This window comes from Streptomyces sp. B1I3 (genome assembly GCF_030816615.1).
Lineage (GTDB): Bacteria > Actinomycetota > Actinomycetes > Streptomycetales > Streptomycetaceae > Streptomyces.
On record NZ_JAUSYD010000001.1, the window covers coordinates 3693320 to 3719020 of the forward strand.

26 protein-coding genes are annotated in these 25701 nt (G+C 70.7%); 20 read left to right on the top strand and 6 right to left on the bottom strand.

What is annotated here, in order from left to right; genetic code table 11:
* Positions 1-245: 245 nt before the first annotated feature.
* From QFZ58_RS16905 to QFZ58_RS16930, 6 genes are all read left to right on the top strand, one after another.
* A complete protein-coding gene (locus QFZ58_RS16905) occupies positions 246-1049 on the top strand; it encodes a response regulator transcription factor (protein WP_307125750.1) in 804 nt (267 codons plus the stop codon).
* Positions 1050-1073: 24 nt separating this feature from the next.
* Entirely contained in the window at positions 1074-2117 is a 1044-nt protein-coding gene (locus QFZ58_RS16910; protein WP_307125751.1) for a LacI family DNA-binding transcriptional regulator, read from the top strand.
* Positions 2118-2305: 188 nt separating this feature from the next.
* The gene (locus QFZ58_RS16915) at positions 2306-3382 is read left to right on the top strand and encodes a S1C family serine protease (protein ID WP_307125752.1); all 1077 of its coding nucleotides are present in this window, start codon (positions 2306-2308) and stop codon (positions 3380-3382) included.
* Between the two features lie 13 nt (positions 3383-3395).
* Positions 3396-3569 (top strand): hypothetical protein, encoded by a 174-nt coding sequence (locus QFZ58_RS16920; RefSeq protein ID WP_307125753.1) that lies wholly within the window; start codon positions 3396-3398, stop codon positions 3567-3569.
* A gap of 77 nt (positions 3570-3646) precedes the next feature.
* Positions 3647-4378, top strand: a complete 732-nt coding sequence (locus tag QFZ58_RS16925) for a response regulator transcription factor (protein WP_307125754.1) — start codon at positions 3647-3649, stop codon at positions 4376-4378.
* Positions 4375-5787, top strand: a complete 1413-nt coding sequence (locus QFZ58_RS16930) for a cell wall metabolism sensor histidine kinase WalK (protein WP_307125755.1) — start codon at positions 4375-4377, stop codon at positions 5785-5787. Before QFZ58_RS16925 ends, QFZ58_RS16930 begins: the two co-directional genes overlap by 4 nt.
* 16 nt (positions 5788-5803) lie before the next feature.
* Here QFZ58_RS16930 and QFZ58_RS16935 read toward each other — a convergent pair whose 3' ends face one another.
* Together QFZ58_RS16935 and QFZ58_RS16940 are read right to left on the bottom strand one after the other, a co-directional pair.
* Positions 5804-6700, bottom strand: coding sequence for a phosphatidylinositol-specific phospholipase C (locus QFZ58_RS16935; RefSeq protein ID WP_307125756.1), 897 nt, complete (start codon positions 6698-6700; stop codon positions 5804-5806).
* A 157-nt stretch (positions 6701-6857) separates the two neighbouring features.
* Positions 6858-8675 (bottom strand): bifunctional UDP-sugar hydrolase/5'-nucleotidase, encoded by a 1818-nt coding sequence (locus tag QFZ58_RS16940; RefSeq protein WP_307125757.1) that lies wholly within the window; start codon positions 8673-8675, stop codon positions 6858-6860.
* A 217-nt stretch (positions 8676-8892) separates the two neighbouring features.
* On the opposite strand from QFZ58_RS16940, the gene mshD reads away from it, so the two are divergent.
* The 11 genes from mshD to pstB all read left to right on the top strand — a co-directional run bounded on the left by mshD (position 8893) and on the right by pstB (position 20629).
* The gene (gene mshD, locus QFZ58_RS16945; RefSeq protein ID WP_307125758.1) at positions 8893-9816 is read left to right on the top strand and encodes a mycothiol synthase; all 924 of its coding nucleotides are present in this window, start codon (positions 8893-8895) and stop codon (positions 9814-9816) included.
* A gap of 93 nt (positions 9817-9909) precedes the next feature.
* The gene (locus QFZ58_RS16950; protein ID WP_307125759.1) at positions 9910-10320 is read left to right on the top strand and encodes a GntR family transcriptional regulator; all 411 of its coding nucleotides are present in this window, start codon (positions 9910-9912) and stop codon (positions 10318-10320) included.
* Positions 10317-11213 (top strand): ABC transporter ATP-binding protein, encoded by an 897-nt coding sequence (locus QFZ58_RS16955; RefSeq protein ID WP_307125760.1) that lies wholly within the window; start codon positions 10317-10319, stop codon positions 11211-11213. The genes QFZ58_RS16950 and QFZ58_RS16955 overlap by 4 nt, the downstream gene beginning before the upstream one ends.
* On the top strand, positions 11210-12187 hold the full coding sequence (locus QFZ58_RS16960) for an ABC transporter permease (protein WP_307125761.1): 978 nt from the start codon (positions 11210-11212) through the stop codon (positions 12185-12187). Before QFZ58_RS16955 ends, QFZ58_RS16960 begins: the two co-directional genes overlap by 4 nt.
* A 280-nt stretch (positions 12188-12467) precedes the next feature.
* Positions 12468-14720 carry an RNA degradosome polyphosphate kinase gene (locus QFZ58_RS16965; protein WP_307125762.1) on the top strand — a complete coding sequence of 751 codons (2253 nt, stop codon included), beginning with the start codon at positions 12468-12470 and terminating at the stop codon, positions 14718-14720.
* Positions 14707-15723 carry a CHAD domain-containing protein gene (locus QFZ58_RS16970; RefSeq protein ID WP_307125763.1) on the top strand — a complete coding sequence of 339 codons (1017 nt, stop codon included), beginning with the start codon at positions 14707-14709 and terminating at the stop codon, positions 15721-15723. Before QFZ58_RS16965 ends, QFZ58_RS16970 begins: the two co-directional genes overlap by 14 nt.
* Positions 15720-16130: an NUDIX hydrolase gene (locus tag QFZ58_RS16975; RefSeq protein ID WP_307125764.1), complete on the top strand. Its 411-nt coding sequence runs from the start codon at positions 15720-15722 to the stop codon at positions 16128-16130. The genes QFZ58_RS16970 and QFZ58_RS16975 overlap by 4 nt, the downstream gene beginning before the upstream one ends.
* A 354-nt stretch (positions 16131-16484) precedes the next feature.
* Entirely contained in the window at positions 16485-17621 is a 1137-nt protein-coding gene (gene pstS / locus QFZ58_RS16980) for a phosphate ABC transporter substrate-binding protein PstS (protein ID WP_307125765.1), read from the top strand.
* 127 nt (positions 17622-17748) lie between these two features.
* On the top strand, positions 17749-18741 hold the full coding sequence (gene pstC / locus QFZ58_RS16985) for a phosphate ABC transporter permease subunit PstC (protein WP_307125766.1): 993 nt from the start codon (positions 17749-17751) through the stop codon (positions 18739-18741).
* Positions 18738-19826: a phosphate ABC transporter permease PstA gene (gene pstA, locus QFZ58_RS16990; protein WP_307125767.1), complete on the top strand. Its 1089-nt coding sequence runs from the start codon at positions 18738-18740 to the stop codon at positions 19824-19826. The genes pstC and pstA overlap by 4 nt, the downstream gene beginning before the upstream one ends.
* A gap of 26 nt (positions 19827-19852) precedes the next feature.
* The gene (gene pstB / locus QFZ58_RS16995) at positions 19853-20629 is read left to right on the top strand and encodes a phosphate ABC transporter ATP-binding protein PstB (RefSeq protein WP_307125768.1); all 777 of its coding nucleotides are present in this window, start codon (positions 19853-19855) and stop codon (positions 20627-20629) included.
* A gap of 169 nt (positions 20630-20798) precedes the next feature.
* Here the strand turns inward: pstB and QFZ58_RS17000 are convergent, their stop codons facing one another.
* On the bottom strand, positions 20799-21797 hold the full coding sequence (locus QFZ58_RS17000) for an inorganic phosphate transporter (RefSeq protein ID WP_307125769.1): 999 nt from the start codon (positions 21795-21797) through the stop codon (positions 20799-20801).
* A 5-nt stretch (positions 21798-21802) separates the two neighbouring features.
* Positions 21803-22423, bottom strand: a complete 621-nt coding sequence (locus tag QFZ58_RS17005; protein WP_307125770.1) for a DUF47 domain-containing protein — start codon at positions 22421-22423, stop codon at positions 21803-21805.
* A gap of 222 nt (positions 22424-22645) precedes the next feature.
* On the opposite strand from QFZ58_RS17005, the gene QFZ58_RS17010 reads away from it, so the two are divergent.
* Positions 22646-23002 carry a metal-sensitive transcriptional regulator gene (locus QFZ58_RS17010; protein WP_307125771.1) on the top strand — a complete coding sequence of 119 codons (357 nt, stop codon included), beginning with the start codon at positions 22646-22648 and terminating at the stop codon, positions 23000-23002.
* A 137-nt stretch (positions 23003-23139) separates the two neighbouring features.
* On the opposite strand, the gene QFZ58_RS17015 is transcribed toward QFZ58_RS17010, so the two are convergent.
* Together QFZ58_RS17015 and QFZ58_RS17020 are read right to left on the bottom strand one after the other, a co-directional pair.
* A complete protein-coding gene (locus tag QFZ58_RS17015; protein WP_307129098.1) occupies positions 23140-23430 on the bottom strand; it encodes a hypothetical protein in 291 nt (96 codons plus the stop codon).
* 67 nt (positions 23431-23497) lie between these two features.
* The gene (locus tag QFZ58_RS17020) at positions 23498-24385 is read right to left on the bottom strand and encodes a hypothetical protein (protein WP_307128896.1); all 888 of its coding nucleotides are present in this window, start codon (positions 24383-24385) and stop codon (positions 23498-23500) included.
* Positions 24386-24538: 153 nt separating this feature from the next.
* Here QFZ58_RS17020 and QFZ58_RS17025 point away from each other — a divergent pair, with 153 nt between their 5' ends.
* Positions 24539-24730 carry a hypothetical protein gene (locus QFZ58_RS17025; RefSeq protein ID WP_307125772.1) on the top strand — a complete coding sequence of 64 codons (192 nt, stop codon included), beginning with the start codon at positions 24539-24541 and terminating at the stop codon, positions 24728-24730.
* A gap of 118 nt (positions 24731-24848) precedes the next feature.
* On the top strand, positions 24849-25610 hold the full coding sequence (locus QFZ58_RS17030) for a MerR family transcriptional regulator (protein ID WP_307125773.1): 762 nt from the start codon (positions 24849-24851) through the stop codon (positions 25608-25610).
* Positions 25611-25701: the final 91 nt, after the last annotated feature.

The window sequence follows — 25701 nt, forward strand, 5'->3', positions numbered from 1 at the left end:
TGCTTTCCGGGTGTTGTTACGGCGACGTTTCGACAACCTCAGCGGACCCTTGGACAGGGGGCCGCACCGTAAGAACCGTATGACGGTCGCCGCAAGGTGAACGGCCGTACGGGAGTACGAAGTAGTGCCGCATACTCCCCCGGGTCCGACCCGGGAGTGCCCCTCTCGCAGGGAACGAGGAGGACCGACGTAATGGGCGAGCGAACCGTGCACGATCGACCGACGACCCAGGCAGGTGGGCGGCGATGAGTTCACTGCTGCTTCTGACAAATGCCCTTCAACCGTCGACGGAGGTGCTCCCCGCCCTCGGCCTTCTGCTGCACAGCGTGCGGGTCGCCCCCGCCGAGGGCCCCGCGCTCGTCGACACCCCCGGTGCCGACGTCATTCTCGTCGACGGCCGACGTGACCTTCCCCAGGTGCGGTCGCTCTGCCAGCTGCTGCGGTCCACCGGACCGGGCTGTCCGCTGATCCTCGTGGTCACGGAGGGCGGCCTGGCGGCCGTCACCGCCGACTGGGGCATCGACGACGTCCTTCTGGACACGGCGGGCCCCGCCGAGGTCGAGGCCCGTCTGCGGCTGGCCACCGGCCGCCAGCAGATCACCGCCGACGACTCCCCGATGGAGATCCGCAACGGCGACCTGTCGGTCGACGAGGCGACGTACAGCGCCAAGCTGAAGGGCCGGGTCCTCGACCTCACCTTCAAGGAGTTCGAACTGCTGAAATACCTCGCGCAGCACCCCGGCCGGGTCTTCACCCGCGCCCAGCTGCTGCAGGAGGTGTGGGGGTACGACTACTTCGGCGGCACCCGCACGGTCGACGTCCACGTACGGCGGCTGCGCGCCAAGCTCGGCCCCGAGCACGAGTCGCTGATCGGCACCGTCCGCAACGTCGGCTACCGCTTCGTCACCCCCGAGAAGGCGGAGCGCACGACCGACGAGACCAAGGCCAAGGCGGCGCCCAGGACGGCCGGGGAAGTCCACACCCGTTCGGAGCAGTCCCCGGAGGCCGAGGCCACGGAAGAAGCCCCGGTCCGGCCTGCCAAGCGGTAGGTCGATCCGCGTAGACTGCCGCGCGTGGCCAAGGTGACGCGGGACGATGTGGCGAGACTGGCGGGGACCTCGACAGCGGTCGTCAGCTACGTCATCAACAACGGACCGAGGCCGGTTGCCCCGGCCACGCGCGAGCGGGTACTCGCCGCCATCAAGGAGCTGGGCTACCGGCCCGACCGGGTCGCCCAGGCAATGGCGTCACGACGCACCGATCTCATAGGAATGATCGTGCCGGACGCCCGGCAGCCGTTCTTCGCGGAGATGGCGCACGCGGTCGAACAGGCCGCGGCCGAGCGCGGGAAAATGGTGCTGGTCGGTAATTCCGATTACCGCGACGAGCGCGAGGTCCACTATCTGCGGGCCTTTCTCGGCATGCGTGTCTCCGGTCTGATCCTGGTCAGCCAGGGCCCCAGCGAACGGGCGGCGGCCGAGATAGAGGCCTGGGACGCCCGTGTCGTCCTGCTGCACGAGCGCCCCGAGGCGATCGACGACGTCGCCGTCGTCACGGACGACATCGGCGGCGCCCAACTCGCCACCCGCCACCTGCTCGAGCACGGCAACGCCTACGTGGCCTGCCTCGGCGGCATGGAGTCGACCCCCGTGGTCGGTGACCCGGTCGCCGACCACATCGAGGGCTGGCGCCGCGCGATGCAGGAGGCGGGGCTGGCGACGGAGGGGCGGCTCTTCCACGCCCCGTACAACCGCTACGACGCCTACCAGGTGGCTCTCGGGCTGCTGGCCGGGCCCGACAGGCCCCCGGCGATCTTCTGCTCGACCGACGACCAGGCCATCGGGGTACTGCGGGCGGCACGCGAACTGCGTATCGACGTGCCCGGGGAGCTCGCGGTCGCGGGCTTCGACGACGTGAAGGAGGCGGGTCTGACCGATCCGCCGCTGACGACGGTCTTCTCGGACCGCCCGGCGATGGCCCGGGCGGCCGTCGACCTGGTCCTGGACGACTCGCTGCGGGTCTCGGGGTCGCGGCGCGAGCGCCTGAAGCAGTTCCCCTCCGCGCTGGTGGTGCGGCGGTCCTGCGGCTGCGGGGAGCCGACGGCTGCCGCCCGGTAGCGGCACGGCAGCTTCCGTACCCCGGCGAGTGCGCTTAACTACGCCGGCGAGCATGCTTCCGTACGCCGGCCCACACGCATTCGTGGCACCGGCACGGCACGCTTCCTTATATCGGGCATACGCGGTTCTGCCGGGCTTCTCAGGACGCACTCAGGCTGCTCTCATGTTCGCTGGCCACTCTCGTAGACATGACCGACAGCCACCGCCCGAGCGGCGAGTACCCGATGTACCCCTCGTACGGCAACGGCGAGGCGGCCTACCCGCCGCCGCCCGCGTACGACCCCGGCCCGCAGCACGCAGCGCCCGGCGTCCACGCCTGGCCCGCCCCGGAACCCGTAGGGACCGCACCGGCGGGCGCCCCGGCTCCCGAACGCCGGGTCAAGCGGCCCCTGGCCCTGCTGGCAGCCGTGGCGATCGCCGCGGCGGCGGTGGGCGGCGGCACCGCCACCCTCATCGGCGAGCTCGCCGGAGCTGGCTCGAACAGCACCGTCTCCACCGGTGTCGTCAACGGCACCACCGTCTCGCAGAGCAGCGCGGGCACGGTGTCCGGTGTCGCGGCGGCCGTGTCACCGGCGATCGTCGAGATCAGCGCGAGCTCCTCGGCCGGCGACGCCACCGGTTCCGGTGTCGTCATCACGTCGGACGGCGAGATCGTCACCAACAACCACGTCATCTCCGGCGCCTCCCAGATCAAGGTGGCCCTCAGCACCGGCAAGTCGTACACCGCCGACGTCGTCGGCACGGACGCCGACAAGGACCTGGCTCTCATCAAGCTCCAGGGCGCGAGCGGGCTCAAGACGGCCACGCTCGGCGACTCCTCATCGGTCAAGGTCGGCGACGAGGTCGTGGCGATCGGCTCCCCCGAAGGCCTCACCGGCACGGTCACCAGTGGCATCGTCTCCGCGCTGGACCGCGACGTCACGGTCGCCAAGGACGACGAGCAGGAACAGCAGCAGCAACAGCAGCAGGGCGGCGGGAACTGGCCGTTCGAGTTCGGCGGGCAGCAGTTCAACGGCGACACCGGTACGTCCAAGACCACGTACAAGGCCATCCAGACCGACGCCTCGCTCAATCCGGGCAACTCCGGTGGCGCGCTCATCAACATGAAGGGACAGATCATCGGCATCAACTCCGCGATGTACTCGCCCAGTTCGGCCAGCACCTCCGGAAGCTCGGCGGCAGGCAGCGTGGGCCTCGGCTTCGCCATCCCGGTCGACACCGTCAAGGCCGACCTGGACGCCCTGCGCGCCGGCGACGGCTCCTGACGAGGAGGCACCGATGACCAGCAGCACCGACGCCGGCCCGTCCGGCCTGGCCCTTCCCCTCGGCCTGGCCGCCGAACCGGCCGCCTCGGCTCAGGCCCCGGTCGTTCCCCGCCCGGCCGAGGTCCGCACCGGCGCCGGCCGCCGGCGCCGTGCCGCGCGACGCCGCGCGGCGGCCGTGCGAGGCTGAGACCCCGGACACCCCCGCAGCCCCATGCCCGGACCGGACACAGGACCGGGCACGAGACGGAAGAGGACGACGTAGCGATGAGCCCCGCCGAAGACGATCCCCAGCGCGTCCTGATCGTCGACGACGAGCCCGCCGTGCGCGAGGCCCTGCAGCGCAGCCTCGCCTTCGAGGGATACGGCACCCAGGTAGCCGTGGACGGCTACGACGCCCTCACCAAGGCCGAGTCGTACGCCCCCGACCTCATCGTCCTGGACATCCAGATGCCCCGCATGGACGGCCTCACCGCCGCCCGGCGCATCCGGTCCACCGGCTCCACCACGCCCATCCTGATGCTCACCGCCCGCGACACGGTCGGCGACCGGGTCACCGGCCTGGACGCCGGCGCCGACGACTACCTCGTCAAGCCCTTCGAGCTGGACGAGCTCTTCGCCCGCATCCGGGCCCTGCTCCGCCGCAGCTCGTACACGGTCACGGCGGGCGGCGGCGCCCCCGACGACGACGTGCTCTCCTTCGCCGACCTCCGCATGGACCTGAACACCCGCGAGGTCACCCGCGGCACCCGCCGGGTCGAACTGACCCGCACCGAATACACGCTGCTGGAGATGTTCCTGGCCCACCCCCGGCAGGTCCTGACCCGCGAACAGATCCTCAAGGCCGTCTGGGGCTTCGACTTCGAACCCAGCTCCAACTCCCTGGACGTGTACGTGATGTACCTGCGCCGCAAGACGGAAGCCGGCGGCGAGCCGCGCCTCGTCCACACGGTGCGGGGCGTCGGGTACGCGCTGCGTTCCGGCGGCGGTGAGGGGTGAGCGGACTGCCCCGCCGGCTCCGCGCCCTGCCGCTGCGCTCACGGCTGGCGCTGCTGGTCGCCATGGCCGTGGCCGTCGCGGTCGCTGCGGTCGCTGCGGCCTGCTGGTTCGTGACGCGCGAGCAGCTGGACGGCCGGCTGGACAGCTCCCTGCGCAACTCCCCCCAGGCCGACAGGTCCCTGGTGGAGAACCTGCTCGCCAACTGCCGGGGGACCGGCCGCGAACCGGTGCGGTCCCCCGGTTCGTACGCCCTCCAGATCATCGACGCCTCCGGCAAGGTCTGCGAGGCACCCGGCTCCACCCCCATCGGCCCGACGGACGCCGACCTGGCCGTGGCCGCCGGGGACCGCCGCGACGCCCTGCACTCCGCCACCGACACGGACGGCGAGAAGATGCGGGTCTTCACCTACGGCCTGGAACTGCGTCCCTCCGGTGAGATCTACGCCGTGTCCGTCGCCCGGCCGGAGAGCGAGGTCACCGCCCCGCTCTCCACACTCGCCTGGGTGCTGTTCCTCGTCTCCGGCATCGGCGTCCTCGGCGCGGGTGCCGCCGGGTTGTGGGTCGCCCGCACCGGCCTGCAGCCGGTCGACGAACTCGCCCTCACCGTCGAGCACGTCGCCCGCACCGAGGACCTGACGATCCGGATCCCGGCCGAGGGCGACGACGAGATCGCCCGGCTCTCCCGCTCCTTCAACTCCATGACCAGCTCCCTGGCCACCTCACGCGACCGCCAGTCGCAGCTCATCGCGGACGCCGGCCACGAGCTGCGCACGCCGCTCACCTCGCTCCGTACGAACATCGAGCTGCTCGCCCGCAGCGACGACACGGGCCGGGCCATCCCACCCGACGACCGCAAGGCGCTGATGGCCTCCGTCAAGGCCCAGATGACCGAGCTCGCCGCCCTCATCGGCGATCTCCAGGAGCTCTCCCGCCCCGATGCCGCCCAGCCCGGTCCCCTGCAGGTGGTCGCCCTGCACGACGTCACCCGTACCGCCCTGCGACGGGCCCGGCTGCGCGGCCCCGAGCTGACCGTCACCGCCGACCTGGCCCCCTGGTACGTCCGGGCCGAACCGGCGGCGCTGGAGCGGGCGGTCGTCAACGTCCTGGACAACGCGGTGAAGTTCAGCCCGCCCGGCGGGACGGTCGACGTCGTGCTGCACCGGGGCGAGCTGACCGTGCGCGACCACGGCCCCGGCATCCCGGCCGAGGAACTCCCGCACGTTTTCGAACGCTTCTGGCGCTCCCCATCGGCCCGCCAGCTCCCCGGTTCCGGCCTCGGCCTGTCCATCGTGGCCCGCACGATCCAGCAGGCGGGCGGTGAGGTCACGCTGCGGCCGGTGGAGCAGGGCGAGGGAACGGTGGCGTCCATCCGCCTCCCGGGAGCACCCCAGCCGCCCCCGGAGCTGTGAAGGGCGTCCTTCCCCCTCACACCGCCGGATTGTGCCGGATCAGTGACTCGACCAGCCCGGAGCGCGTGGCCGGATAGTCCAGGGGGACGATGCCGAGCCCTGTCCGGCCCGCCGCCCAGGCCCCGTCCAGGAAGGAGTGGACCTGGGGGTTGAGCCGGTCGGCATTCCACCGGGGCGGCATCAGCGCGGCAGTGGACACGTAGTTCATGAACAGCTTGCCCGGTTGCTCGGCCGCCCTGCGGAACTGCGCTTCTATCTTTGGGTACTTGGCGAACGGCTCGGCCATGTAGTCGTCCTGGATGTCGAACACCTGGGGGTCGGCGTACCGGACCCCTGGCAGGCCCCCGTTGTCGGCGAGCAGCACGACCTTGCCGCGGGCTCCGCCCAAGCCGGGCAGTGTGGGTTCGAGGTGGAAGAGGGACCGCCAGCCCTTGGTGTCGAGGTAGAGGTCGAAGATCCGGCGGAAGGCGGAGTCGCTCTCCTCGGAGTACTCCTGCTTGACCCGCATCAGCACCGTCTCGCTCGGCCGGGCCGCCAGGAAGTCCCGGCAGGCGATCAGGACGTCGCCGAACATCAGGTTCTGGAACGAGGCCCCGTGATGGATCGCGAAGGAGTCGCCGGTGATCCGGCACCGCACGTCGAGGAAGCGGATGCCGCTGTTCAGCTGCTCCGCGATCGTGGTGTTCTGGCACTCGGTCCAGGGGCCGCCGAATCGGGCACCGGAGTTGTGCGAGCCCGGGATCGTCAGGCGGTGCAGCCCGGTCGTGCCGGGGATCGCGCCCATCCAGTCCTGCGGCGTGCGGCGGGCCGTACGCGGGGCGGCGACGGCGTGGCCGGCGCCGGCGAGGGCGGTGGCGGAGACGGCGAAGGCGCCGGCGAGGAAGTGACGACGCGTTCCGGTGTACGGGCTCATGCGGGGGTGCCTCCGGCGGCTGTGGGGGGATCAGCCCTCCGAGTGTGGCCGGTACACGTCATCCTGGACAGAGGGCCGCGCCCCGGCGGCCGGAAGCAGTGGTGGGGGCGGCGGGCCCTCCGGCCCGCCGCCCCCACCGGTTCCCCGCGTGGGGACGTCACTGCACGATCGTGATCCGGCCCGTGGCCGGCGGTGCCAGCGGCGCGGAGGCCGTGGAGTGCTGTGCCAGATAGGCGTTGAACAGGTCCAGGTCGGACGGGCCGACCAGCTTGTTCGTGCCCTGGCCCAGGGCGGCGAAGCCGTCGCCGCCGCCCGCGAGGAACTCGTTCATCGCGACGCGGTACGTCTTCGCCGGGTCGATCGCCGCACCGTTCAGCAGGATGGAGTCCGTGACCACCCGGTCGGCGCCCGACTTCGTCATGTCCAGGGTGTAGGTGAGGCCCTTCGAGATCTGCAGGATCTTCGGGGACGCCTGGTTCGAGCCGCTGACCTGCTGCTGCAGCGCGGCGACCAGCTGGGCACCGGTCAGGTCGACGACGTTCATCATGTTGGTGAACGGCTGGACCGTGAACGCCTCGCCGTAGGTCACCACTCCGTCGCCCTCGCTGCCGGACGCCGCGTACACCAGGTCCGAACGGATGCCGCCCGGGTTCATGAACGCGACGACCGCGCCGCCCTTGTCGGCCGGGGCCAGACCCTCCAGCTGGGCATCGGCGATCAGGTTGCCGAGGGGCTTCTCCGGGGCCGTGGAACCGCGGCCGTTGATGTCGGCGGAGATGAAGCCCTGCGGACGGCCCGCGACGGGCGCGGCGAGCGTGTTCCAGCGGGCGATCAGCGCGGTCATGTCGGTGGCCTTGGCCTGGTCCCGGCTGACGATGTGGTTCGCCGACCGCACCGACGTACGCACGATGTCCTTGGTGCGCCGGTCGTAGGTGAGGGTCGTGTCCGTGTAGAGCTTGCCGAACGACGAGGCCGAGGTGACCATGCGCGGCTTCCCGGACGGGTCCGGGACCGTGCAGACGTACGCCTGGTGGGTGTGGCCGGTGACCAGGGCGTCGACCTTCGGGGTGATGCCCTCGGCGATGTCCACGATCGGCCCGGAGATGCCGTCACCGGCGCCGGGGCTGTCGCAGTCGTAGTTGTACGAGGAGGAGGCCGGCGCCCCGCCCTCGTGGATCAGCGCGACGATGGACTTGACGCCCTGGCGGTCCAGCTCCTTGGCGTACTTGTTGACCGTCTCGATCTCGTCGTGGAACTTCAGGCCCTTGACACCGTTGGCCGTGACGATGTTCGGCGTGCCCTCCAGGGTCACTCCGATGAAGCCGATCCTGACGCCGTTCTTCTTCCAGACCGTGTACGGCTTGAGGATCGGCTTGCCGGTCTTCTCGTCCGTCACGTTGGCCGCGAGGTAGGGGAAGTCCGCGCCCTCGAACTCCTTGCCCTTCTCGTAGCAGCCCTCGACCGGGTGGCAGCCGCCGTTCTGCAGACGGGCGAGCTCCGTGGCCCCCTCGTCGAACTCGTGGTTGCCCACGGCCGTCACGTCGAGGTCGAGCCCGTTGAGCGCCTCGATCGTGGGCTCGTCGTGGAAGAGTCCCGACAGCAGCGGGCTCGCGCCCACCATGTCGCCGCCGGCCGCGGTGACGGAGTACGGGTGGCCCTTGCGCGCGGTGCGCAGCGAGGTCGCGAGGTACTCGACGCCACCGGCCGGGACGGACTTCACCGTGCCGTCGGCCTGCGTCTCACCGACCGTCCCGGCGGAACCGGCCGGCGGCTCCAGATTGCCGTGAAGGTCGTTGAAGGAGAGCAGCTGGACGTCGACGGTACGGGCCGGCCGGCCGTGTCCGTGGCCGTTGCCGTGTCCGCGGTCCTGGGCACCGGCCGGCAGGGCGGCGACGAGCGCGCCCACGGTGGCCAGCCCGGCCGCGGCGGCAAGCACCCGCCGGGACACACGGTTCTTCTGCGGAGTCGCTGACATCGGTCCCCTTGTAAGTGGCTGGATCCTGCGTGCGGCAGCCTAGGGTCAACGCGCGTAGCGCGACAGATGTTTGTGGTTACGAACTGGTTGCCGCCCGATCAGAAAGGGGTCGATCACCCGGAGGGCCCACATATGCGAGCAGAAACGTCACCGCCCGCGAAACCGTTGCACCGTCGCCGCGCCCGCCGGCCGGTCCGCTCCCCGTACGCTCGTACCCATGACGACAGACGTACCCCTCCCCGCCCCCGGACGTGCGATCCAGACCCTCGACGCGCTCACCCACGAGCAGGCCGACGCCGTCCTGGCACTGCTCGGCGAGGCGGCGGGGACCGACGGCAGGCAGGCCGTCTCCGAGCAGGGCCGGCTCCAGCTCCGGGGCGGGCACCGCGAGGGTGTGCGGCATCTCCTGCTCACCGCCGACGGCGTGCTCGCCGGGTACGCGCAGCTGGAGGACACCGACCCCGTGGAAGCACCCGCCGCCGAGCTCGTCGTGCACCCGGCCCACCGCGGGCACGGGCACGGGCGGGCCCTGGGGGCGGCCCTCCTCGCCGTCACCGGAAAGCGGCTGCGGGTCTGGGCACACGGCGGCAAGTCCTCCGCCCGGCACCTCGCGCAGGTGCTCGGCCTGTCCCTCTTCCGCGAACTGCGCCAGCTGCGGCGCCCGTTGGGGTCGCTCGACATCGCGGAGCCGGTTCTGCCCCCGGGGGTCACCGTCCGCACCTTCGTGCCCGGTCAGGACGACGCGGCCTGGCTCGCCGCCAACAGCGCCGCTTTCGCCCACCACCCCGAGCAGGGCTCCCTCACCCAGCGGGACCTGGACGACCGCAAGGCCGAGCCGTGGTTCGACCCGAAGGGCTTCTTCCTCGCCGAGCGCGACGGCGAGATCATCGGCTTCCACTGGACGAAGGTCCACACCGAGGAGGACCTCGGCGAGGTCTACGTGGTCGGCATCCGGCCCGACGCCCAGGGCGGCGGGCTCGGCAAGGCGCTCACCGCGATCGGACTGCGGCATCTGGCCGCCCAGGGCCTGCCCACCGCGATGCTCTACGTCGACGCCGACAACGCGGCCGCCCTCGCGGTGTACGAGCGCATGGGCTTCACCACGCACGAGACGGACCTGATGTACCGCACCGAGTCCTGACGGCACGTCAGAACTGGTCGGGGCGGCGTCGCTTGACGCCGCCCCTCCTTTACGCCACCCTTTCACTACTCAATTAGTGAAAGGGTGGTGAACATGGCAGAGTCCGCAGCGGTCGAATTCCGCATCGACCGGCGCAGCGGCATCGCCACCTACCTCCAGATCGTGCAGCAGACCAAGCAGGCCCTGCGCCTGGGTGTGCTGGAGCCGGGTGACCGGCTGCCGACGGCCCGGGAGGTCGTGGAGGCCACGGCCATCAATCCCAACACCGTGCTCAAGGCCTACCGCGAACTGGAACGCGAAGGCCTCGTCGAGGCCCGCCGGGGCCTCGGCACCTTCGTCCGCCGCACGCTCGGCAGCGCCGCCGTCACCACCGACGCCCCGCTGCGCGACGAGCTGACCGACTGGACCCGCCGGGCGCGCGCGGCCGGACTCGACAAGGACGACGTGCACGCGCTCTTCACCGCCGTACTGGACAGCACGTTCAAGGGGGACACGAACGCATGACAGGCGCCGCGATCGAGGCGAACGGCCTCGGCATGACCTACGGGCGAAGGCGCGGGTGGGCGCTGCGCGACTGCTCGTTCCGGCTGCCCACCGGACGGATATGCGCCCTCGTCGGGCCCAACGGCGCCGGGAAGTCCACGCTGCTCTCCCTCGCGGCCGGCCTGCTCCGGCCGACCGAGGGCACGGTCCGCATCCTCGGCTCCACGGACCCCGCCGAGACCCGCACCCGCATCGCCTACGTGTCCCAGGACAAGCCCCTGTACCCACAGCTCACGGTGGCCGACACCCTGTGGGCCGGCGAGCAGCTCAACCCCGCCACCTGGGACCGCGCCGCCGCCGACCGGGTCGCCGGCTCCCTGCCGCAGGGCGCCAAGGTCCGTACCCTCTCGGGCGGCCGGCGCACCCGGCTCGCCCTCGCCCTCGCCCTGGGCAAGCGGCCCGAACTGATGCTGCTGGACGAGCCGATGGCCGACCTCGACCCGCTCGCCCGCCACCAGCTGATGGGCGTCCTGATGGCCGAGGCCGCAGAGCACGCCACCACCATCGTGATGTCCTCGCACATCCTCACCGAACTGGAGGGCGCCTGCGACTACGTCCTGCTCGTCGACGGCGGCCGGGTCCGGCTCGGCGGTGAGAGCGAGGACATCGTCGCCGCGCACGCCGTCCTCACCGGCCAGGTCCGTGACCTCGCCCCGCACACCGTCGTCGAGTCCCGCTCGACAGGACGTCAGCTCACCGCACTGGTACGGAAGGAAGGCCCGGTGGACCTCACCGCCTGGGACGTCACGAACCCCTCCCTCGAGGAACTGCTGCTGGCCCACCTCCGCTCCCCGGACGCACCGCCGCTGCTCACCCCGAGCGCCTGCGCCGCCGAGGAGGTGACTGCGGCATGACGACCCTCGCCACCACCCGCCCCTCGCTCCGCGGCCCCGTCCGGGTCCTGGTACGCCAGCACCGCACGGCACTGTGGGCGGCGCTCGCGCTGCTGCTCGCCGGCGTCGGAGCCGTGGTCGCCATGCGGGTCTGGATCGCCGTGCGCAGTTCCGAGGAACTGTGCGCGGACGGAGATGTGACCCCGTGCGGCGACACCACCTACCTGACCACCTACGCCCGGACGTCGACCGAGACCTTCCTGTCCGAGGGCGGGACGACCATGGTGCTGCTCGCCGCACTCGTCGGTGTCTTCGTGGCCGGTCCGCTGATCGCACGCGAACTGGACAGCGGGACGTTCAGACTCGCCTGGGTGCAGTCGGTCTCCCCCACCCGCTGGCTCGTGGCGCGCCTCGCCCTCCCCCTGGTCCTCGCGAGCGCCGGATGCGTCGTCCTGATGGCGGTCTACCACTGGGGCCGGGCGTTCGCGTCCGACTACCCGTACACCTACAACCTCCAGTGGTACGCGGAGGGCGTCTACCCGGGCCTCGGGCCCGTGCTGCTCGGGTACACCGTGCTCGCGGTGTCGCTCGGGGCGCTCTGTGCCGTGCTCCTGCGGCGCACCCTCCTCGCGGCATCGGCCACCGCCCTGCTGTACGGACTGACGTTCGTCACGATGACCAAGGTGCGGCACCACCTGTGGCAGCCCGTGCGGCTCACCGGGGACGTGAGGCCCGAGGGCGCCGCCTGGTACGTGCGGTCCGGCATGCTCACGTCGTCCGGCAAGGAAGTCGGAAGGGAGAACTGCTACACGGTGGACGGATTCGTCGACCCCACGGCCTGCATGCGCCACCGCGGCGGTGTCACGTTCTTCCTGGACCACCACCCCGCCTCCCATTTCTGGCCCCTCCAGCTCGTCGAGACGGGCATCCTCCTGGCCCTCGCCGCCCTGGCACTCGCGCTCGCCTTCCGGATGCTGCGCCGCCGCCACGGCTGAGAACCCCCGTTCGGGGTTCCGGCCTCCGGGGGGAGCCCGGAACCCCGAACGGGTCATCACGCACCGTGAGCAACAGCGGCCCCGCAGCCACACCGCTTCCTTCACGTCATGTCGCCGTTACCGGCTATTCAGACACGCTTGCGATTCTCACGGAATGCAGCCAGCTGTGCCCATCCCCCGCAACGGGAGAGGCCGGGGTTCGCCGACCGCGCCCGCTTCTTCCGCGATCTTTAACGGCTCCGACGCGCCTGAGGAGCCGAACGCGCGGAAGAATAGGTCCATGAGCCAGCAGCCCAGCTCCGAGGTCCCGGTCCAGCCCCTCCAGCCGTCCGTCGGCTCCCTCGCGGCCCACCGGCCCCAGGCCGTCGCCGGATCCTCGTCCGTGTCCGCCGGTCTCTCCACGGCCGCCGACCTGGACCCCGATCTCGACAACGACGCGGACGCCTACGAGCCCGAAGGCGACGGCGACGAGCTGCCGCAGGGCCGTTTCCTGGACCGCGAGCGCAGTTGGCTCGCGTTCAACGAACGCGTGCTGGAACTGGCCGAGGACCCCACGACGCCCCTTCTCGAGCGGGCCAACTTCCTCGCGATCTTCGCCTCGAACCTGGACGAGTTCTTCATGGTCCGGGTCGCCGGACTCAAACGCCGCATCGCCACCGGAGTCGCCACCCGCTCCGCGTCCGGGCTGCAGCCCCGCGAGGTCCTCGACCTGATCTGGACCCGCTCCCGCGAGCTCATGGCCCGCCACGCCGCCTGCTACCAGCAGGACGTCGCGCCCGCCCTGTCCGACGAGGGCATCCAGCTGATCCGCTGGCCGGAGCTGACCGAGAAGGAACAGGCACGGCTCTTCACCTTCTTCCGCCAGCGGGTCTTCCCCGTACTGACCCCGCTGGCCGTGGACCCGGCCCACCCCTTCCCGTACATCTCCGGGCTCTCGCTCAACCTCGCCGTCGTCGTACGCAATCCGGTCAGCGGTCACCGCCACTTCGCCCGGGTCAAGGTGCCGCCGCTGCTGACCCGTTTCCTGGAGGCGTCCCCGCAGCGCTACGTCCCCATAGAGGACATCATCGCGGCCCACCTCGAGGAGCTCTTCCCGGGCATGGAGGTCCTCGCGCACCACATGTTCCGCGTCACCAGGAACGAGGACCTGGAGGTCGAGGAGGACGACGCCGAGAACCTGCTCCAGGCCCTGGAGAAGGAGCTCATGCGGCGCCGCTTCGGCCCGCCGGTCCGCCTTGAGGTCGAGGAGTCCATCGACCCGTACGTCCTCGACCTCCTCGTACGCGAGCTCAACATCTCCGAGACGGAGCTCTACCCGCTGCCCGGCCCGCTCGACCTCACCGGACTGTTCGGCATCGCGTCCCTGGACCGGCCGGAGCTGAAGTACCCCAAGTTCATCGCCGGCACCCACCGCGACCTCGCCGAGGTCGAGTCCGCCTCCGCGCCCGACATCTTCGCAGCCCTGCGCGAACGCGACGTGCTGCTGCACCACCCGTACGACTCCTTCTCGACCTCCGTACAGGCCTTCCTGGAACAGGCGGCGGGCGACCCGGACGTCCTCGCGATCAAGCAGACCCTGTACCGGACCTCCGGCGACTCCCCGATAGTGGACGCCCTGATCGACGCCGCTGAATCAGGCAAGCAGGTCCTGGTCCTCGTCGAGATCAAGGCACGCTTCGACGAGCAGGCCAACATCAAGTGGGCCCGCAAGCTGGAGGAGGCCGGCTGCCACGTCGTCTACGGCCTCGTCGGCCTCAAGACCCACTGCAAGCTGTCGCTCGTCGTCCGGCAGGAGGGCGACACGCTGCGCCGCTACTCCCACGTCGGCACCGGCAACTACCACCCCAAGACGGCCCGGCTCTACGAGGACCTCGGCCTGCTCACCGCCGACCCCCAGGTCGGCGCGGACCTCTCCGACCTCTTCAACCGGCTCTCCGGCTACTCCCGCCGCGAGACCTACCGCCGCCTGCTGGTCGCCCCGAAGTCCCTGCGCGACGGTCTGATCGCCCGCATCAACAAGGAGGTCACCCACCACCGAGCCGGCCGGCCCGCCTACGTCCGCATCAAGGTCAACTCGATGGTGGACGAGGCGATCATCGACGCCTGCTACCGGGCCGGGCAGGCCGGCGTGCCGGTCGACATCTGGGTACGCGGCATCTGCGCGCTCCGCCCCGGCGTCAGCGGACTCTCCGAGAACATCCGGGTCCGCTCGATACTGGGCCGCTTCCTCGAACACTCCCGGGTCTTCGCCTTCGGCAACGGCGGCGAACCCGAAGTCTGGTTCGGCAGCGCCGACATGATGCACCGAAACCTCGACCGCCGGATCGAAGCACTGGTCCGCGTCACCGACCCCGCGCATCGCGCCACGCTCAGCAGGCTCCTGGAAACAGGCATGTCCGACACCATCTCCTCCTGGCACCTGGGCCCCGACGGCAACTGGACCCGGCACGCCACGGACGCGGACGGCCAGCCGCTGCGGCACGTACAAGCGATGCTCATCGACACCCGGAGGCGCCGGCGTGCGACGCCCTGACCACCACACGACGACGCTGCCCGCGGACACCGTCCTCGCCCCCTACCTGCGCGGACAGGCCGCCGGCTTCCTCCGTGGCCTGCGCCTGCACCGCGAGCACAGCGCCCCGACGGACGCCGGCACGCAGGGGGCCGAGGCGGCCGTCGCGGCGCTGCGGCACGCCGCGCGCCGCATCAGCGGCACGCTCCACACCTTCCGGGGCGCGCTCGAACCGGCCTGGGCCGACCAGCTCCGTGCGGAACTGGCCTGGCTCTCGGGCACCCTGGCCCGCGAGCACGCGTACGCCACCCGGCTGGGGCGGCTGCTGGACGCCCTGCACCAGCTCTCGGGCACCGCGCTCCCCCCGGCCCGCACCGCCGTCCCGGCAGCCGCCCCGGCCCACGGCACCGCCCCCGGCGCCGACGGCGTCACGGAGCGAGCGGCACTCGGGGTCGGCACGGCCAGGGCCGGGGCGCTCCTGGAACGCAGGCTGACCCTCGCCCGGACCCGCGCCCACTCGGCGGCGCTCCAGGCGCTCGGCTCCTCCCGTTTCCACGCCCTGGCCGACGCCGTGGCCCTGCTCGCCTCCGAGGTCCCCCTCGCTCCCGCCGCCGCGGGTCCGGCGGCGGAGCTGCTGCACGCCCCTGCGGAGCTCGCCGAGGAGCGGATGCTCGCCGCGGTGGCCGCGCTGCCACCCGACGAGGCCACGGAGCCGTACAACGAGGCGCACGACGCCCTCTGGCACCAGGCCCGCCTGCTGCTGCGGTTGCACCGGTACGCGCACGAGGTGGTCCACGGCGCACCCGATCCGGTGCTGGCAGGGGCCGGGCGGGCGCTCGACCTGCACCGGGACGCCGCCGAGGCCGCCGAGGCGGCGGCAGCGGCGGCCCGCACCCCCCGGATCGCCCCGGCGACGGCGTACGCCCTGGGCGTGCTCCATGCCGATCAGCGGCACGAGGTGGAGGCGGCACGCGCCGTGTTCCGGGAGACCTGGCCGTACGCGGCGGCCGTGACCGCGCCATGAGCGATCCCGTCCTGGCCGCCGGCTGCGTACTGTGGCGTCGCTCCCCCAGCGGCGGCGGCCTGGAGATCTGCCTGGTCCACCGCCCCCGCTACGACGACTGGTCGTACCCCAAAGGCAAGCTGAAAGTGGGCGAGACCCCACTGGAGGCCGCCCTGCGCGAGGTCCTGGAGGAGACAGGCCACCACTGCGTCCCGGGCGCCGCCCTGCCCACGGCCCGGTACACCGCCAAGGGCCGCCCCAAGGAGGTCAGCTACTGGGCCGCCGAGGCGACGGACGGCACCTTCGTGCCCGGCGACGAGGTCGACCGGATCACCTGGCTCTCGCCCTCCGCGGCCCGCAACCGCCTGACCCGCCTCGGCGACCGTGTCCAGCTCGACGCGTTCCTGAACAGCCTCCCCGGGGCCTGACCGCGCCTCCACCCACCATGACCCGCTGAGGGGCGACGGCCGGTTCGAGGGCGTCCGGAAGGCCCCACGGGGTGACGGACCCATTCCGGTCACCGGGCCCCGAGCCGCCCGTCCGGCGCCCGAGGACGGAACCCCGCGCCCCGGACCGGGCCCACCTCACCAGGCCCGACCCGGACCGGAACCAGCCCGCCCGGCACGGTTCACCTGCCGTTCACCCTGCCCCGTAGGCCGCTTCACCTGTTCTGCCTAATTTCGGACGTACACGGTGCACGGCGCCAAGCCACCGCACCTTTCCTCATCGCACGCCGCCTCGCACCCACAACCGCGGCGGCTCCTGGAAGGAACACCCCGAAAGTGAAGCTTCAGCGCAAGAACCGGCTTCGTGCCACCGCGCTCGGTGCCCTCGCCGTCTCCGGCGCCCTGGTCCTCACGGCGTGCGGTTCGGACGACAACACCGGCACCGACACGGACGGCGGTAACAAGACCAGCGCCGCCGCGTCGAACATCAAGTGCGACGGCGCCAAGGGCCAGCTTCGCGCCTCCGGGTCCAGCGCCCAGAAGAACGCGATGGACCTCTGGGTCAAGAACTACATGGCCGCCTGTTCCGGGGTGGAGATCAACTACAACTCGTCCTCGTCCGGCGAGGGCATCGTCGCCTTTAACCAGGGCACCGTCGGCTTCGCCGGCTCCGACTCGGCGCTCAAGCCCGAGGAGGTCGCCGACTCCAAGAAGATCTGCAAGACCGGCCAGGGCATCAACCTCCCGATGGTCGGCGGTCCCATCGCGATCGGCTTCCACCTGGAAGGTGTCGACAGCCTCACGCTGGACGCCTCCACGCTCGCCAAGATCTTCGACACCAAGATCAAGAAGTGGAACGACCCGGCGATCGCCGCGCTCAACAAGGGCGTCGAGCTGCCGAACAAGGCGATCCAGCCCTTCCACCGCTCCGAGGACTCCGGCACGACGCAGAACCTCGGCAAGTACCTGGGCGCCGCGGCCGCCGACGACTGGAAGTACGAGGCCGAGAAGAAGTGGCCGGCCCCCGGTGGCCAGGCCGCGTCCGGCTCCTCCGGCGTCGCCTCCCAGGTGAAGACGGTCGACGGCTCGATCGGCTACTTCGAGCTGTCCTACGCCGCCTCGCAGGGCATCACCACCGTCGACATCAACACCGGCGGCGCGGCCCCGGTCAAGGCCACCTCTGAGAACGCCTCCAAGGCCATCGCCGCCGCCAAGATCAAGGGCACCGGCAAGGACCTGGCGCTCGACCTCGACTACACCACCAAGGCCGAGGGCGCCTACCCGCTGGTCCTGGTCACGTACGAGGTCGTCTGCGACGCCGGCAACAAGGCCGACACCCTCGGCACGGTCAAGTCCTTCCTCACCTACGCCGCTTCCGACGAGGGCCAGAAGGTCCTGACGGAGGCCGGTTACGCCCCGATCCCGGCCGAGATCAACACCAAGGTCCGCGAGACCATCAGCGCCCTCTCGTAACCAGGGGCCGCACGACACAAGGGCGGGGACGGTCCGGCACACCCCTCCGGACCGCCCCGGCCACCAGCCCATCCGGTGCACCGCCGCCAGGGGAGCCCGCCGCTCCCCCACACAGACCGGAAAGACCATGGCTTCCACCACACAGCTCGACATCCCACCGGCCCCGCCGGCCCGACGAGGGCGCACCGGATCCACCGGGCGCGCAGGCGACAAGATCTTCCTGGGCCTCTCGCGGGGTTCGGGCATCCTGCTGCTCCTGATCATGGCGTCGATCGCCGTGTTCCTCAGCTACCGGGCCGCCACCGCCATCTCGGAGGACGAAGGAAACTTCTTCACCACCTTCGACTGGAACCCGGCCGGTGACCCGCCGGTCTTCGGCATCGCGGTCCTGCTCTTCGGCACGGTCGTCAGCTCGATCATCGCGATGGTCATCGCGGTTCCGATCGCTGTCGGCATCGCCCTGTTCATCTCGCACTACGCGCCGCGCAAGCTGGCCGCCCCACTCGCCTACGTCGTCGACCTGCTCGCCGCCGTACCCAGCATCGTCTACGGCATCTGGGGCGCACTCGTCCTCGTGCCGTACCTGGAGGGCCTGAACCTCTGGCTCGACCAGTTCTTCGGCTGGACCTACATCTTCGAGAAGACCGAGGTCGGCGTCGCCCGCTCGCTCTTCACCGTCGGCATCCTGCTCGCCATCATGATCCTGCCGATCGTGACCAGCGTCAGCCGCGAGGTCTTCCTCCAGGTCCCGAAGATGAACGAGGAAGCGGCGCTCGCCCTCGGAGCCACCCGCTGGGAGGTCATCCGCCTCTCGGTCCTGCCCTTCGGCCGCTCCGGCATCATCTCCGCCTCGATGCTCGGCCTGGGCCGCGCACTCGGCGAGACGATGGCCGTCGCCACGGTCCTGTCGCCGAGCTTCCTGATCTCACTGCACGTGCTCAACCCGGGCGGTGGCACCTTCGCCCAGAACATCGCCGCGAAGTTCGGCGAGGCCGACGCGTTCGGCCGCGACGCCCTGATCGCCTCGGGCCTCGTCCTGTTCGTCCTCACCCTGCTGGTCAACGGCGCGGCCCGGCTCATCATCGCCCGCCGCAAGGAGTACTCGGGGGCCAACGCATGAGCAACGCCACCACCACCGACGTCCAGGACCGGCGGCCGCAGACACCGCCGGACACCCGCGGGACCGGGCTCAGCAGCCGCAGTGTCCCCCGGTGGGCCCCCCTCGGCTTCGCCGCCGTGGCGGTCGCGCTCGCCATCGGCATCAGCACGGCCGCCGGATGGCAGAGCCGCGTCCAGTGGGGCCTGATCGCCGCCCTGCTCTTCCTGGCCATCTCGTACGTCACCACGACCGTCGTCGAGAACCGGCGCCAGGCCAAGGACCGCCTCGCCACCAGCATCGTCTGGGTGTGCTTCCTCGCCGCCGTCGTCCCGCTCGCCTCGCTGCTCTGGACCACGATCAGCCGCGGCTCCGAGCGCCTCGACGGCTACTTCCTCACCCACTCCATGGCCGGGGTACTCGGCTCGGAGGCCACCGGCGGCGTCTACCACGCGCTGATCGGCACCCTGGAGCAGGTCGGCATCGCCACCGTGATCTCCGCCCCGCTCGGCCTGCTGACCGCGGTCTACCTGGTCGAGTACGGGAAGGGCGGTCTCGCCCGGGCCGTCACCTTCTTCGTCGACGTCATGACGGGCATCCCGTCCATCGTGGCCGGCCTCTTCATCCTGTCGATCATGCTGATCGCCGGCCTCGAACCGTCCGGCCTGATGGGCGCCCTGGCCCTGACCATCCTGATGATCCCCGTCGTGGTCCGCTCCACCGAGGAGATGCTCAAGCTCGTCCCCAACGAGCTCCGCGAGGCATCCCTCGCCCTGGGCATCCCCAAGTGGCGCACCATCCTGAAGGTGGTCCTGCCGACCGCGATCGGCGGCATCACCACGGGCGTCATGCTCGCCATCGCCCGCATCGCCGGTGAGACCGCACCGATCATCCTGCTGGTCTTCGGCAGCCAGCTGATCAACACGAACCCCTTCGAAGGCGCCCAGTCCTCACTGCCCTTCTACATCTACGAGCAGTACAAGATCGGCGAGGCCGCCTCCTACGACCGCGCCTGGGCCGCCGCCCTGGTCCTGATCGCGTTCGTCATGATCCTCAATCTGGTGGCCCGCGGCATCGCCCGCTGGAAGGCCCCGAAGTCCGGCCGCTGAGGCCACGCAGAAAGCAGTTGATTCACATGGCCAAGCGCATCGACATCGGCGGACTGACCGCCTACTACGGCTCCCACAAGGCCATCGAGGACATCTCGATGACCGTGGAACCCCGCTCCGTGACCGCCTTCATCGGCCCGTCCGGCTGCGGCAAGTCCACCTTCCTGCGCACCCTGAACCGCATGCACGAGGTGACCCCCGGCGGCCGCGTCGAGGGCAAGGTGATGCTGGACGACGAGAACCTCTACGGGGCCGGGGTCGACCCCGTCACCGTGCGCCGCACGGTCGGCATGGTCTTCCAGCGTCCGAACCCGTTCCCGACCATGTCGATCTTCGACAACGTCGCGGCCGGCCTCCGGCTGAACGGCTCCTACCGCAAGAACCAGCTGTCGGACGTCGTCGAGAAGTCCCTCAAGGGCGCCAACCTCTGGAACGAGGTCAAGGACCGCCTGAACAAGCCCGGCTCCGGCCTCTCCGGTGGCCAGCAGCAGCGCCTGTGCATCGCCCGCGCCATCGCGGTCGAGCCGGACGTGCTGCTGATGGACGAGCCGTGCTCGGCTCTCGACCCGATCTCGACCCTCGCCATCGAGGACCTGATCGGCGAGCTGAAGGAACGCTTCACGATCGTCATCGTGACGCACAACATGCAGCAGGCGGCACGCGTCTCGGACCGTACGGCCTTCTTCAACCTCTCGGCGGTCGGCAAGCCCGGCCGGCTCATCGAGATCGACGAGACGGAGCGGATCTTCTCCAACCCGTCCGTGCAGGCCACCGAGGACTACATCTCGGGCCGCTTCGGATAACCCCCAGACGGCCTTGGGGTGCTGCATGGCGGTGCCACCACAAGGCAACGGGTCCGCCCCCGCTCTCGGGTACGAGAGCAGGGGCGGACCCATTTGACATCCGCGCGAGAAGCCGTGCAGCGGAACGAGCCCGGCCGCGGGAAAGGCCTTGCGGCCGGAGAAGCCCCGGTCAGCCGAAGAGCAGGACCACGATTCCGTAGCTGGTCGCGGCGACCAGCGCCGCGGCCGGCATCGTGATGAACCACCCCAGGATGATGTTCTTGGCCACCCCCCAGCGCACCGCGTTCACCCGCTTCGTGGCGCCCACACCCATGATCGCCGAGGTGATCACGTGAGTCGTGGAGATCGGGGCGTGGAACAGGAACGCCGAGCCGAACATGATCGACGCACCGGTCGTCTCCGCCGCGAAACCCTGCGGCGGGTCCAGCTCGATGATCTTGCGGCCGAGCGTGCGCATGATGCGCCAGCCACCCGCGTACGTACCCAGGGACAGCATCGCCGCACAGGCGATCTTCACCCAGACCGGGATCTCGTCGTTCGGGCCCTCGACATCGGCGATGACCAGGGCCATCACCACGATGCCCATCGTCTTCTGGGCGTCCTGCAGACCGTGTCCGAGCGCCATGCCCGCCGCCGAGACCGTCTGCGCGATGCGGAAACCGCGCTTGGCCTTGTGCGGGTTGGAGTTGCGGAACATCCACATGATCGCGACCATCACCAGGTAGCCGACGACCAGGCCGACGATGGGCGACAGGAACATCGGGATGACGATCTTCTCGAGCACCCCGTCCCAGTGCACCAGCGTCCCGCCGGCCAGTGCGGCGCCGACCATGCCGCCGAACAGGGCGTGCGAGGAGGAGGACGGCAGGCCGTAGTACCAGGTGACGAGGTTCCAGATGATCGCGCCGACCAGCGCCGCGAAGAGGATGCCCATCCCCTTCTGACCCTCGGGCGTGGCGATGAGGCCTTCGCTGACGGTCTTGGCGACCCCTTGGCCCAGGAAGGCGCCTGCGAGGTTCATCACGGCGGCCATCGCCAGAGCCGCACGCGGGGTCAGCGCCCGGGTGGAGACCGAGGTGGCGATGGCGTTCGCCGAGTCGTGGAAGCCGTTCGTATACGTGAAGCCGAGCGCGACACCGACGGTCACGATCAGCGCAAAGGTGTCCACGAGGTTCAGGACTCCTTGACCGCGATGGTCTCCACGGTATTGGCGACGTGCTCGAACGCGTCAGCCGCCTCTTCCAGCACATCCACGATCTGCTTGAGCTTCAGCACGTCCATGGCGTCGTACTTGCCGTTGAAGAGCTGCGCCAGCAGCTTGCGGTGGATCTGGTCGGCCTGGTTCTCCAGGCGGTTGACCTCGATCCAGTACTCGGTGAGGTTCTCCATGGTCCGCAGGCTCGGCATGGCCTCGGCGGTCAGTTCCGCCGCCCGGGCCAGCACCTCGATCTGCTGCTCGACACCCTTCGGGAGTTCCTCGATCTGGTACAGCACGACCAGGTCGACGGCCTCCTCCATGAAGTCCATGATGTCGTCGAGCGAGGAGGCGAGGTTGTAGATGTCCTCGCGGTCGAACGGCGTGATGAAGGAGGAGTTCAGCTGGTGGAAGATCGCGTGGGTGGCGTCGTCGCCCGCGTGCTCCGCTGCCCGCATACGCTCCGCGATCTCGGCTCGGGAGGCAGAATCCGCCCCGAGCAGTTCCATCAGGAGTTTCGAGCCCGTGACGATGTTGTCCGCGGATGCGGAAAACATGTCGTAGAAGCTCGTCTCCCTGGGGGTCAGACGAAAGCGCACGTGGGGTCCTCGGGGTGCTTTGGATTCGGTCAGGCTGATGCTAGGCGCATCATCCGGCCACGGCTAACCGGCGTCATTCAGTGTCGCGCATCAGGCACAGTGATCAGCACGGGCCCCCGGTCACGTTTCGGCTCGATTCGTTACGATATACGGGGCGGGGGTATACACAGGGCGCGGGCCGGTATGCAGACCGCAGGCCAAGAGGACAACGGGAGGACCCCCATGACCACCACCGAGGCCACCGAGGCCACCGAGGCGGCCGGTACGGACGCGGTCGTCACCGACCACGACCGCGGTATCCACGGCTACCACCACCAGAAGGACGAGCACCTCAAGCGCCTGCGCCGCATCGAGGGACAGATCCGTGGCCTGCAGCGGATGGTGGACGAGGACGTCTACTGCATCGACATACTCACCCAGGTCTCGGCCTCCACCAAGGCCCTGCAGTCCTTCGCCCTCCAGCTGCTGGAGGAGCACCTGCGCCACTGCGTCGCGGACGCCGCCGTCAAGGGCGGCGACGAGATCGACGCGAAGGTCGAAGAGGCCACGAAGGCGATCGCCCGCCTGCTCCGCACGTGAGTTCCGGCACGGATTCCGCGCCCGGCTCCGGACGGTGCCGTACCGAAGGGTTCCGTAGGTCTTCCCGTACCGGCCGTTCCGTATCGGCCCTTCCGTACCGGGGCCCGGCGGTGCGGATGCGGGGCGGGAGCCCGATGTCATCCCCTGCGGTGCGACTGGCGGGGAATTCTCGGCGCCGGCCCGCACCCGGCGGTGCATGCCTCGGCGGCATCCGTCCCCCCGGGGAGCACCTCGTCGCCGCCCTGCCTGACGTTGAGCACCTCGTCGATACGATCGTGACTGAGCCGGTCCTCCGGCGCGGCCGACGCCGCGATCATGAGCTCACCGCAGAGTTCGATCTCGGCCAGAGCCACACGGTCCTGAGCGCTCGGAGCGCTGAGCGTCACCACCTGCGTACCTCTCTCTGCCGTCACCGGAACCTGGCGCACGACTCCCTAGCGTAGGGAGCGCGGCACCCACCGCGCATGGCACGGACGGGTCATTTCGACCCCCTCCCTACGGTGATTCCGGGCCACTCCGCCCTTGCTGGATGCGACCCGTGTAGATGTCGGCGCCGGGCGGCAGCTCCACGGTGACCGGCACCCCGAACCCGTAGAGCAGCATCGTCGACACCACCGCGGCCGTCGGCCCCTCGGCCGCGAAGCTGAAGCGGTGGCGCACCTTGCGCAGCAGGCCGTCGTCGTCGAGGTACGCGTCGAAGGACACCGCGTCCGTGCTGAACCCTTTCGCCGCCGCGGCCAGCGCGCCGCGCGAGGACGGCGAAGCAGCCAGCGCCGCCCGCCCCAGGTCGGAGGTCCCCCGGTAGTGACGTACCGGCACCCCGGCCAGCTCCGTCCGCCCCACGTACACCACCTTGCCCGCGCCACGCAGCAGTTCGGCGGCGGCCATGGGATCGGTCACCCCGCCGGTGACCAGGTTGCCGTCCGCCAGGGTCGTCGTGTCGATCCGGACCCACTTGCCGTCGGGCACGCCCGCGCCCCGGTCCTTCATGTACAGCGCTCCGGGCGCCAGCAACTCGGTGATCGGCCGGTGCTCGTCCGCCCCCGCCACGTCCTTCGGCAGCACCACCTTGATCCGGCCCAGCTGTCTGCGGAAGTCGTACGCTCCCTGGCCTCTGACGGTGACCCGGGTCCCGCCGGCCGCGGTCTCCATCGACGTACGCGTCTCGGCGGTGCCCGCCGCGGCCAGGGCATCGGCGGCCCGGTGGACCACGGCTGCCGGATCCCCGGCGACACCCTTTCCGGCCACGGCCCGTTGCCCGGCCACGTCCCCGCCCGCCTCGCCCCCACCGGAGCAGCCGGTCCCCGCCACCATCACGCCCACCACGGCCAGGGCGCACACAGCCAGTGCCCCGCCTTTGCACCTGTGCTGCCGCACCACCATCGCCTGCCAACCCCCAACGAGGTACACCTGACCGAGCTCCCACCCTCCACGCCTAACGACCACCGGAGCCCCCCGTCACGCCGGCGCGTCCCTTCGGGAAGCCGATCGGCCCACTCGTACCCGGGCGCGGGGCTCCGCCAGTACCGTGGACGCGTGTATGAGGACCCCGCGGACCCGACCGTCCACGCCCCCGCCCCGGCACACAGCACCACCACCGTCGAGCGGGGGTCGTTCTGTCTGGCCCGCTGCAGCTGCGGCTGGTCCGGAGCAGCCCGCCGCTCCCGCGACCGGGCCCGTACGGACGCCGAGGAGCACCACACCGCCACCGGCGGCCCGGCCGCCTGACCGGGGGCCTCCCACCCGGGTCACGCAGGGCTTGCGGTTGCCGTAGCGGCAGCTTCTACCGTCCTGGACAGGGCCGGAGGAACCGGTCCGCACACAGCGTTCGTGAGAGGGGACGGCGATGGCCTGGCCGATCTCGGAAGTCGCCCGCATGTCGGGCGTCACGGCCCGCACCCTGCGGCACTACGACGACATCGGTCTGCTGCCGCCTGCCTGGACGGGGAGCAGCGGCCATCGTCACTACGAGGAGCACCAGCTGCTTCGGCTGCAGCAGGTCCTCGTACTCCGGGAGCTGGGCGTGGGACTGCCCGAGATCGGGCGGATCCTCGCCGAGCAGGTCGACGAACTGGAGGCGCTGCGCGGTCACCACCGCCGGCTGCTCGCCGAGCGCGACCGGCTCGACACCCTGGCCGGCACCGTCTCCCGCACGATCGCCGAACTGGAGAGATCCAGGAAGGACGGCGCAACCTTGAACAGCATCAACCGACCGGAGAACCTGTTCGAAGGCGTCCGGACCACCCAGTACGCAGAGAGCCTGGCCGGCTTCCCCGAGCTGGCGGGAGAGGTGGAGCAGCACACCTCGGGCTGGAGCGACGCCGAGGCAGAGACCGCGCACCGCGAGCGTACGGCGCAGATGATCCGGCTGGCGGAGCTGATGGCCGCCGGCAGCACGGCGGACGCCGAACCGGTGCAGGCTCACATCGACGCCCAGTACAGGGCCCTGACCGCACTGCGCACCGTCACCGCCGACGAGTACCGCGCGATCGGGCGCTCCTGTGTGGACAACGCCCGGTGGCGTGCGGCGTACGAGGCGATCGCCCCGGGTCTCGCCGGATACCAGCGTGACGCCATCGAGGCGTACGCCGCTTCCCTGACCGGCTGAGCCCCGGCCCGGGCCGGGGGCCCCACGGCTGCATATCCGCGTCCGGGACCGAGCCCCGGCCCGGGCGGGGCCCCATGCTCGGGACCTCCTT

Coding starts and splice junctions, on each gene's coding strand:
- QFZ58_RS16905 (WP_307125750.1), top strand. CDS start 246: ATGAGTTCACTGCTGCTTCTGACAAATGCCCTTCAACCGTCGACGGAG.
- QFZ58_RS16915 (WP_307125752.1), top strand. CDS start 2,306: ATGACCGACAGCCACCGCCCGAGCGGCGAGTACCCGATGTACCCCTCG.
- QFZ58_RS16920 (WP_307125753.1), top strand. CDS start 3,396: ATGACCAGCAGCACCGACGCCGGCCCGTCCGGCCTGGCCCTTCCCCTC.
- QFZ58_RS16925 (WP_307125754.1), top strand. CDS start 3,647: ATGAGCCCCGCCGAAGACGATCCCCAGCGCGTCCTGATCGTCGACGAC.
- QFZ58_RS16935 (WP_307125756.1), bottom strand. CDS start 6,700: ATGAGCCCGTACACCGGAACGCGTCGTCACTTCCTCGCCGGCGCCTTC.
- QFZ58_RS16940 (WP_307125757.1), bottom strand. CDS start 8,675: ATGTCAGCGACTCCGCAGAAGAACCGTGTGTCCCGGCGGGTGCTTGCC.
- mshD (WP_307125758.1), top strand. CDS start 8,893: ATGACGACAGACGTACCCCTCCCCGCCCCCGGACGTGCGATCCAGACC.
- QFZ58_RS16950 (WP_307125759.1), top strand. CDS start 9,910: ATGGCAGAGTCCGCAGCGGTCGAATTCCGCATCGACCGGCGCAGCGGC.
- QFZ58_RS16955 (WP_307125760.1), top strand. CDS start 10,317: ATGACAGGCGCCGCGATCGAGGCGAACGGCCTCGGCATGACCTACGGG.
- QFZ58_RS16960 (WP_307125761.1), top strand. CDS start 11,210: ATGACGACCCTCGCCACCACCCGCCCCTCGCTCCGCGGCCCCGTCCGG.
- QFZ58_RS16965 (WP_307125762.1), top strand. CDS start 12,468: ATGAGCCAGCAGCCCAGCTCCGAGGTCCCGGTCCAGCCCCTCCAGCCG.
- QFZ58_RS16975 (WP_307125764.1), top strand. CDS start 15,720: ATGAGCGATCCCGTCCTGGCCGCCGGCTGCGTACTGTGGCGTCGCTCC.
- pstC (WP_307125766.1), top strand. CDS start 17,749: ATGGCTTCCACCACACAGCTCGACATCCCACCGGCCCCGCCGGCCCGA.
- pstA (WP_307125767.1), top strand. CDS start 18,738: ATGAGCAACGCCACCACCACCGACGTCCAGGACCGGCGGCCGCAGACA.
- pstB (WP_307125768.1), top strand. CDS start 19,853: ATGGCCAAGCGCATCGACATCGGCGGACTGACCGCCTACTACGGCTCC.
- QFZ58_RS17010 (WP_307125771.1), top strand. CDS start 22,646: ATGACCACCACCGAGGCCACCGAGGCCACCGAGGCGGCCGGTACGGAC.
- QFZ58_RS17020 (WP_307128896.1), bottom strand. CDS start 24,385: ATGGTGGTGCGGCAGCACAGGTGCAAAGGCGGGGCACTGGCTGTGTGC.
- QFZ58_RS17030 (WP_307125773.1), top strand. CDS start 24,849: ATGGCCTGGCCGATCTCGGAAGTCGCCCGCATGTCGGGCGTCACGGCC.